The organism is Planomonospora algeriensis (genome assembly GCF_977012225.1).
In genome coordinates this window covers 1-1,957 of sequence record NZ_CDRNDK010000760.1, presented here as the reverse complement: position 1 = coordinate 1,957, position 1,957 = coordinate 1, and the positions used below count along the sequence as shown (strand labels likewise).

The window sequence follows — 1,957 nt, the reverse complement described above, 5'->3', positions numbered from 1 at the left end:
CCTGCTCGGCGACGGCGCCTGGTGGCTGCCCCGCTGGCTGGACCGCGTACTGCCCAACGTCGACATCGAGGGCGAGCAGCTCCGCGCCCACCTCGACCGGGAGACCGCGAAGGTCCCCGCGGGCGTCTGACCCCGCGCGACCGATCGCGTGGCCGCGTGACCCGGCGGGAAGTCCCGCCAGCGCGACCCCCTCGCGGGGCCGCGTCCCGGACTCCGGGGCGCGGCCCCGCTCCTCCACCGCGGGTCAGCGGCGGTGCAGGCGGAAGTAGTCGAACTCGGCCGTGGCGCCCGCGCCGCCCAGCGAGATGAGCCCGACGCGCAGGTCGGCGTCGGCCGGCAGGGTCCACACGCCGCCGTGGACCCACCTGCGGCCGTCGCGGCTGGTGGCCGCGCGCAGTTCGTGCTCGCCGTTGCGCCGGTCGACGCGGTGGATCAGGCGCAGCCAGGTCTCCTCGGCGGGCGGCCCGACGATCGTGCCGCCGTAGGCGATCCGGCCCTCGTACGGCATCTCCTTGCCGAACTCGGTCTGGCGGGTGTTCCAGATCGCCGCGTGGACGAGCTTGGTGTAGAGGTCGTCGCCGGCGTAGGCGATGAGGCCCGCCTGCTGGTAGTTGCGGACGCTGTCGGTCCCCAGATCGATGCGGAGCCTGGTCTCGGCGGTCCAGTCGCCCTCGGGGGCCTCGCGCAGCAGGACGGAGGCGGTGTTGTCCTCCCTGTTCAGCTCGGCGGCCTGGGTCGGCCAGCGCAGCGCCCCGCCGGTGACCTCGCCCTGCGGCCCGCGCACCCAGCTCCAGCCGGAACCCAGCCCCGTACCGTCGAACTCGTCGCTGCGGCGGCGGTCGACCGGACCCGGACGGGGAGCGGGCGCGACCTTCACGGGGCCGGTGCGGCCGGGCGCCGGCTGCGGGTCATCCGAGGCCCAGGCGCCGCCGCGGACGGTCGGCCAGCCGCCGATCCAGTCGAGCCGGTCGATCAGCATGGGCCGCTCGTTGATCCCGAACGGCTCGTCGAGGTAGGGGTCGGCGCGGTCGATGGCGTGGTACACCAGCCAGTCCTGGCCGGCGGGGTCGGCCACGACGGCGTTGTGGCCGGTGCCCACCCAGCGGTTGCCGTTCGGCGCGATGACGATCGTGCCACCCGCCCGCGAGGCGGTCAGCGGCACCTTCTCCCGGTCGAGGTAGGGGCCGGTGATGGCGCGCGAGCGCCCGGCGTAGACGCTGTAGCCCGTGGCCGGCCCGGCGCAGCAGTCGGCCGAGGAGGCGAACAGGTACCAGTAGCCGCCGCGGCGCACCAGGTAGCCGCCCTCGAACTTGTTGTCGATGGCGATCATCGTCGGCTCGCCCACGGCCTTCCTGCCGGTGGGGTCGAGGCGCGTGATGAAGATCCCGCCGTAGTAGGAGCCGTAGACCAGGTACTCGGTCCCGTCGGTGTCGACGGCGTGGCTGGGGTCGAAGGTCCACTTGAAGTCGCCGGAGGCGCCGGCGCCCCTGCGCGGCCCCACGACCGGGGCGCCCGAGTCGGTCCACGGGCCGGCCGGCGTCGGCGCGGTGGCCATCCCGATCGCGTTGTCGCCGGTCTCCGGCGTGACGGTGGTCTGGGTGACCACGTAGTACAGGCGGTACTCGCCGCCCACGCGCCGGATGTCCGGTGCCCACAGGCTCGCGCCCGCCGCGGTGTCGGCCCAGGCGGGCAGGGTCCGCTCGGTGAAGGCGTCGCCGACGTAGGACCAGTCGACCAGGTTCCGCGAGCGGGAGATGGGCAGGTGGTGGCGGGTCCCCTCGCCCTCGCGCAGGGGGTCGCTGGTCCCGAAGGCGTACCACCAGCCGTCCTCGCCCCGGACGATCGCCGGATCGGCGAAGGTGTCGGAGAAGGAGCCGCTGACCGGGTTGGTGTAGGTGCCGGGCCGGCCGCCCGGGGCCGGCCGGTCCGGGGCCCGTCCGGAGTCCGCCGGCGACCG

The 1,957-nt window shown here is 75.0% G+C and carries 1 protein-coding gene; it reads right to left on the bottom strand.

Features of this window, described 5'->3' with window-relative positions; all coding sequences use genetic code 11:
- Positions 1–244: 244 nt before the first annotated feature.
- Positions 245–1,957: family 43 glycosylhydrolase (locus ACWJ6R_RS35470; RefSeq protein ID WP_449066403.1), on the bottom strand; the 1,713-nt coding region annotated here is incomplete at its 5' end.